The organism is Embleya sp. NPDC059213, from assembly GCF_042754445.1.
Taxonomy (GTDB): Bacteria; Actinomycetota; Actinomycetes; order Streptomycetales; family Streptomycetaceae; genus Embleya.
On the sequence record NZ_JBHZAV010000302.1, the window covers coordinates 1 to 7,440 of the forward strand.

Consider the following 7,440-nt stretch of genomic DNA (forward strand, 5'->3'; position numbering starts at 1 on the left):
ACAGGGTGTGCGTGGATCGCTAATCGGTATTGGAAATCATTTTCAATAGTGATAGAAATGAGCGCACCCCGCGGGGGATTTCGGTTCCGCCCGTGCCGTCCGGGCGCGGTGACGCCTGCCCGCTCGCCGCCGTCCTGCCCCGCCGCCTCGTTTCGTCTGCTCAGGAGAGCCCATGCCTCGGTCCGGCACGCCCGTCCACCTCGATCCGATATCCGCCGTCGCGAGTTGTGTCGCCGAGGTGCTCGGGATCGACGCCGGCCCCGACGGCGGTCCGGACGCGGGCGCCGGGGTGGACCCCGACGTCCGGCTGACCGAACTGGGCCTGGAGTCCTTCACCGCCGTACGACTGCGGCGTCGGCTGCGCGAACGCACCGGGGCCGACCTGCCGATCGCCGACTTCCTGGGCGAGGCGTCGGCCCGCTCGCTGGCCGCACGCCTGCCACACCCGTTCGTCGTGGACCCGTCGACCCGATCGACGCCACCCGCGGAGACCGCCGAACCGGGCGGGCCGGCCCGAACCGGCCGCCCGGCCCCGCCTCCCGACGCCTTTCCGCTGACGCCGGTGCAGTCGGCCTACTGGGTCGGCCGCGATCCCTCGTTTCCGCTCGGCGGGGTGGCCACCTTCTACTTCCACGAATTCCACCGGGTCCTGTCCGACGGCGACCACGACGGCTACCTGACCCGGCTCGAAGGCGCCTGGAACACGCTCGTCCGCAGGCATCCCATGCTGCGCGCGATCGTCGACGACGACGGCATGCAACGGGTGCTCGCCGACCCCGGCCCCTACCGCATCGGGCGGACCGACCTGCGCGCCGCGGGCGCCGACGAACGGGCCGTCGCATTGGCCCGGCTGCGCGCCGAGCACTCGCATCGCACCCTTCCCACCGACACCTGGCCGCTGTACGACATCCACGCCGCGCTGCTCCCGGACGGCGGCATGCGGCTGTACGTGGGCATGGACGTCCTCGCGCTGGACATGACGAGTTGGCTGCTCGTGATGCGCCAGTGGGGGGCGCTCGTCGCCGACCCCGGCGCGCTGCCCGCGCCCTGCGCCACCGACTTCGGCACCGTGCTGCGCGAACGAGCGGCCGATCCGGAGGAGTTGCGGCGGCGCGAGCGGGCCGGTGCGTACTGGGCGGGCCGCGCCGCCGAGTTGCCGCCGGGCCCCGCCCTGCCGTGGACCGAGGGGGCGATCGCATCGGGACCGCCACGCTTCTCCCGGCACGAGGACGGTCTGAGCGCCGCGGAATGGACCCGGCTGCGATCCCGCGCGGCCGAACACGGACTCAGCCCCACCGGTGTACTGCTGGCCGCGTTCGCGCTGACCCTGAACCGGCGCGGCGCGGACGCACCGTTCTGTCTCAACACCACCTTGTTCGACCGCCCGGACGATCCCGAACTCATGGGCCTGGTAGGGGACTTCACCACGACCGTATTGGTCGAGCCGCCGCTGCCCGAGTTGTCCCGACCGTGGACGTTCGCCGACTGGGCCGGCGAGGTGAACCGGGGCTTCTGGTCCGACCTCGAACACCGCGCCGTCTCCGGCGTGGAGGTGCTGCGCCGCGGGGGCCGGGTCGGCGGCACGCCCGCCCACCCGGTCGTGTTCACCAGCGGCATCGGCCTCGCCGACGGTGATCGCCCGGTGACCGCATGGCTGGGGGAGGAAGTGTACGCGATCTCGCAGACGCCGCAGGTCCTGCTCGACCACATCGTGCGCGACGACGGGGGAGCGCTGCGGATCGCGTGGGACGCGGTGGACGGCGCGCTGCCCCCCGGATGGGTCCGCGAGTGTGTCGCAGCCGAGCTCAGATTGCTGCGTCGACTCACCGAACCGGCCGCCTGGACCGCGCCGACCCTCGCGGCGGACCCCGCGTTCCTCCCCGACGAACCGCCCGCCCCCAACCCGTTCCCGGCCGCCGGCCCACTCCTGGACGACCCGTGGATCGCCGCCGCCCGCCGTACCCCCGACGCCCCCGCACTGCTCGGCGCCGGCCGGCTCGACCACGGGGAACTCGCCTCGCGGGTACGGGCCTTCGCCGCCAGGTTGGCCGCGAGCGGGGTCGTGGCCGGCACGCCGGTGGCCGTCGCGTCGGACGAGGGCCACGACCGGATCACCGCCGTTCTGGCCGTGGGCGCGCTCGGCGCGTGGTACGTACCCGTGGAGCCGACCTGGCCCGCCGCACGCGTCGCCTCCGTCTGCGCCCGCACCGGCCTGACGCACGCCGTCGCCGAGCCCGAAGCGGCGCCCGCGTGGCCGGCGGACATCGTGATCGTCGCGCCGAACCAGGCGACCGGCCCCGATTCGGCGGAGGGCGGCGAACTCCCCGAGGCCGTGGGCAGTCGGCCGAATCCCGACGACCTCGCCTACGCCGTCTTCACCTCCGGCTCCACCGGCACGCCCAAGGGCGTCGCCATCGAGCACCGGGCCGCTCGCACCACCGTGGACGACATCGTCGAGCGCTTCGGCATCGGGCCCCGGGACCGGGTCCTGGGCCTGTCCGCGCTGAGCTTCGACCTGTCGGTGTTCGACGTGTTCGGCCTGCTCGGCGCCGGCGGCACCCTCGTACTGCCCGAACCCGACCGCGCACGCGATCCCGAACACTGGCTCGACCTCGCCGACGAGCACGCCGTCACCGTGTGGAACACCGCCCCCGCGCTGCTGGAGATGCTCGTCGAGTACGGCGAACTCGAACCCGATCGCACCCGCCGGCAACTGCGGTCCCTGCGGCTGGTGATGCTCTCCGGCGACTGGATCCCGATCACCCTGCCGGACCGCCTGCGCGCGCTCGCACCCCAGGCCCGATTCGTCGGTCTCGGCGGGGCCACCGAGGCATCGATCTGGTCGGTGAGCCACCCCGTCGAACACGTCGATCCGAGCTGGACCAGCATCCCCTACGGCCGCGCGCTGCGTGGACAGAGCTTTCGCATCCTGGCCGCGGACGGAACCCCGGTCCCGCTCGGACAGGACGGCGAACTGCACATCGGCGGCGCGGGATTGGCGCGCTGCTACGTCGCCGACCCGGAACAGACCGACGAACGCTTCGTGTTCCACCCGCACCTGGGCGAACGCCTGTACCGCACCGGCGACCTGGGCCGCTGGCGCCCGGACGGGACGATCGAATTCCTCGGTCGGGTGGACCGCCAGGTCAAGATCCGCGGCCACCGGATCGAGTTGGGCGAGATCGAGGCGGTCCTGAGCCGAGAGCCCGGCGTGCGGCAGTGTGTCGTGTCCGCCGTACGCACGGCGGACGGACGACCGCGCCTGATCGCCCACGTCGTGCCCGAACCCGGCCGACGCCCCGACGCCGACACCGAACGAGGCTGGACCGGGTCGCTGCGCGAGCGACTGCCCGCGTACATGATCCCGACCCGCTACGTCGTCCTGGACCGGCTGCCGGTCACCGCGAACGGCAAGATCGACCATGCGGCGCTGGCCGAAGCCGGCCCGCCCGCGGCCGCCCCTCCGGACGCGCCCGAGCCGACCGCCGACCCCGATCCCACCGCGTGGCTGCGCGACGCCGTGGCGCACGCCCACCGACTGGGCCTGGAACCGACCCTGACGGTGCGTCGAGCCCAGGGCGCGACACTCGACCCGCTGGACGCGCTGCACGCCGCGGCCGACTGGGCCCGGGCCCGCCGGCAACAGGCGAACGAACACGACCTGACCGTGACCCCCGAAATCCCCGACGCCGGAGCCCTGGTGGCCTTCCGGATCCCGGCGGATCCGACCGGGGCTCGCACCGAGGACACCGCGCCCGCCATCGAGGTGCCGACGGCCGAGCCGGCCATCGCCACCCCGCCCGCCACCCGGCCGACCCGGATCGACCCCGCCATGCTGGACACGGTCGTCGACGTCTTCACCGAACTGCTGGATCGACCCGTCGAACCGCACACGTCCTTCTTCGTGCTGGGCGCGTCCTCGCTCGACCTGGTCCGCGCCCATCGCCGGCTCCGGGCCCTGGGCACCGGCGATCTCGCCGTGGTCGATCTGTTCGAACACCCCACCGCGCACGCCCTCGCGATCCGGATCGGCCGCGCCGCGCCGGCGCGATCCACCCCCACCACCGCGCACACCGTCGCGTCCGGCCGCCCGTCCCGCCTGACCGCCCGGGCCCGCGCCCAGGAGGTCTCCCGATGAGCCATTTTGCCCCCGCCTCCCCGCCGGCCGTCGCCGTCGTCGGCCTGGCCTGTCGATTCCCCGGCGCACCCGACGCGGACGCCTACTGGGACCTGCTGCTCGACGCCCGCGAAGGGCTGACCCGGTTCACCCCCGACGAACTCGCCGACCGCGGTGTCCCGGCCGACCTGCTGCGCCGCCCCGGATATGTCCCCGTCGGCGCGCTCATCGACGGCCAGGACCTGTTCGACCCCGACCTGTTCGGCATGACCGACGCCGAAGGCGCACTCGCCGACCCACAACAGCGCCTGTTCCTCGAATGTTGCCGCCGGGCACTGGACGACGCCGGTCACGGCGCCGGCACCGACGCCGGAGTCGTCGGCGTCTACGCCGGATCCGCGCACAGCGCCTACCTCGCGCACAACCTGCGCGACCGGCACGATCCCGGCGGCGTCGGGGCCGATCCGATCGGCAGCCTCCAGGCCGCGATGGCCGGCGTCGCCGACTACCTCCCGCTGCACGTCGCCCACCGGCTCGGCCTCACCGGCCCCGCGCTGGCCGTCAACACCACCTGCTCGACGTCTCTGGTCGCCGTGCACGTCGCCGCCCAGGCCCTGCTCGCCGGCGAATGCGACACCGCGCTCGCCGGCGGGGTGTCGCTGATCGTGCCGCAGGGCCGCGGGTATCTGCACGTGCCCGACGCGATGTTCTCCGCCGATGGGCAGGTACGCCCGTTCAGCGCCCGGGGCACCGGCATCGTGCACAGCCAGGGCGTGGGCGCGGTCGTGCTGCGCCGTCTGGCGGACGCCGTGGCCGCCGGTGACCGCGTCCTGGCCGTAGTGCTCGGATCCGCCGTCGACAACGACGGCGCCGACCGGGCCGGGTTCACCGCACCGTCCCCTCGCGGTCAGGCCCAGGTGGTGGCCGAAGCCCTCGCCGTCGCCGGCCTCGAACCCACCGACATCGGCTGCATCGAGGCCCACGGCACCGGCACGCCGCTCGGCGACGCGGTCGAAGTCGCGGCACTGCGGCGGGTGTTCGGCGCCACCGGCCCCGCGTGGTGCGCGCTCGGCTCGGTCAAGGGCAACATCGGGCACGCCAATTCCGCCGCGGGGATCGCTGGTTTCGTCAAGGCCGTCCTGGCGGTGCGGCACGGCGTGATCCCGGCCTCCCTGCACGGCCACCCGGTCAATCCCGCCCTGGACCTCGCCGGCTCGCCGTTCACCCTCGCCACCACCACCCGACCGTGGCCGGGAGTTCGGCATGCGGGGGTGAGCGCCTTCGGGATCGGGGGCACCAACTGCCATATCGTGCTGGGCCAGGCACCGACCCCCACCGCGCCCACACCCGACCCGCGACCCCAACTCGTGCTGCTGTCCACCCGCGGCGCCGCCGCCCTTCCGGAGGCGGTCGACGCCCTCGCCGAGGTGCTGGCCGACCCCGCCGGTCCGGATGCCCTGGCGGACATCGCCGCGACCCTGCACACCGGCCGTCCCGCCCTGCGCCACCGGGTCGCGGCGGTGGGCGCCGACCCCGCCGGCGCCGCCGCGGCGCTGCGCGCGGCCACCGCCCACGAGGTCGAACCCGCGCCCCCGCGACTGATCCTGGCCTTCCCCGGCGGGGGTGCCCAATACGCCGGAATGGGCGCCGAACTCTACCGGGACGAACCCGAGTTCGCCGCCGCCGTGGACGCCTGCACCGCCCACTTCGCCGACCCCGTGCGCGACCTCCTGCTCGGGGACGCACGCCGGTCGACCGCGCAGGCAGCCGCCCGGGATCCGCGGGTGGGGCTGCCCGCGCTGTTCACCGTCTCGGTGGCCACCGCGCGGTTGTTGCGCTCGTGGGGGATCGAACCCGACGTGGTGCTCGGGCACAGCCTGGGCGAGTACGCCGCCGCGGTCGCCGCCGGCATCCTGACCCTGCCGGACGCCGCCGAACTGGTCACCGTGCGCTGCGCGGGCATGGCCGCTGCGGCGGGTGCGGGCGCGATGCTCGCCGTGCAGTTGTCCGAGGCCGAGGCCCGACACCTGACCCGCCGGCACGCGCGACTGGACCTGGCCGTGGTCAATGCGCCCGACGCGTGCGTGCTCGCCGGACCGGCCGAGGCGATCCTGGCCCTGCACGAGGAACTGCGTGCCCGCGGGGTCGACGCGACGCGACTGCGGTTGGACGCCGCGGCCCACTCGCGCCTGGTCGATCCCGCACTCCCCGACCTGCGCGCCGCCGCGCGTCGGGTGCGCCCGGCACCGGGCAGCGTTCCGCTGATCACCACCGTCACCGGTGCGGAACTGCGCGACGACGAACGCGCCGACCCCGAACACTGGGTCCGCCACCTGCGCTCCACCGTATTGTTCTCGCGCGCGCTGCGCACCGCGGTCGGCGACCGGGCGGGCATCCTGCTCCAGGTCGGCCCCGGCGGCGAACTCGCTCTGGCCGCACGCCGACAACGACCGTCCACGCTGCTCGCCGCCCTGGCCGGATTCGGCAGCGCCGACGAAGGCGCGGAGCGGGCCGCGCTGTTGGCCGCCGCCGGGCGCCTGTGGACCCACGGCATCGACCTCGACGCCCGCGCCCTGCACCGTCCGGGACGTCGCCGGGTGACCCTGCCCGGACACCCCAGCCGCCCGCGCCGACTGTGGATCGATCCGGTACCCACCGACCGCACACCGCCGCGGCGCGACCTACTCCTCCAGCTCCCCGTGTGGCACGAGAGCACTCCGACGGCCGCCTCCATGCTCCAGGGGGAACGCTGGATCGTGGCCGGTGCGACGGGTGCCGCCGCGGCCGAGGGTCGGGCCCGGCTCGACCGTGCCGCCGACGCGGCCCGTCGTGCCCTTGCGGCAGCCGGCGCCGAAACGACCACGATCGTCGACGAACGACCCTGCACGGGCGTGGTCTTCGTCCACGAGGTCGAATCGGTGGCGGACGACGGCGCAGCCGCCGTGACGGCCGCCGTCGGGGCCTTCGCCCGCTTCGCCGCCGCCCTGGCGGCTCGGGCGCAGGCTCCCACCCGCCTGATCGTGCTCACCCGACACGGCGAACGGGTCGAGACCACCGACCCGCTCGATCCCGCCGCCGCCGCGATCCGCGCGCTACCGCGTGTGCTGGCCCAGGAGACCCCGGGCCTGCGCTGGCGCACCCTGGACCTCGGCCCGCACGACCCGATGCACACGCTCGCCCACGAGGCCGCCGACCTGCGCACCGGCGACAACGCGCGCGAGATCGCCGTCCGCGGCCGGACCCGCCGGGTCCGCTCGTTCGCCCCCTGGCACCCCACCGACGGTACGCCGGCGATCGCCCCCGGCGACACCGTCGTCATCCTC

General features: G+C 74.7%; 2 protein-coding genes. Both read left to right on the forward strand.

Annotated features, from left to right (window positions below; translation table 11 throughout):
- The first annotated feature begins 172 nt into the window (after positions 1-172).
- A complete protein-coding gene (locus tag ACFXMF_RS45730) occupies positions 173-4,138 on the forward strand; it encodes an amino acid adenylation domain-containing protein (protein ID WP_380017755.1) in 3,966 nt (1,321 codons plus the stop codon).
- The coding region (locus ACFXMF_RS45735) for a type I polyketide synthase (RefSeq protein ID WP_380021225.1) at positions 4,135-7,440 on the forward strand (3,306 nt) is incomplete at its 3' end. The genes ACFXMF_RS45730 and ACFXMF_RS45735, both read left to right, overlap by 4 nt.

Coding starts and splice junctions, on each gene's coding strand:
- ACFXMF_RS45730 (WP_380017755.1), top strand. CDS start 173: ATGCCTCGGTCCGGCACGCCCGTCCACCTCGATCCGATATCCGCCGTC.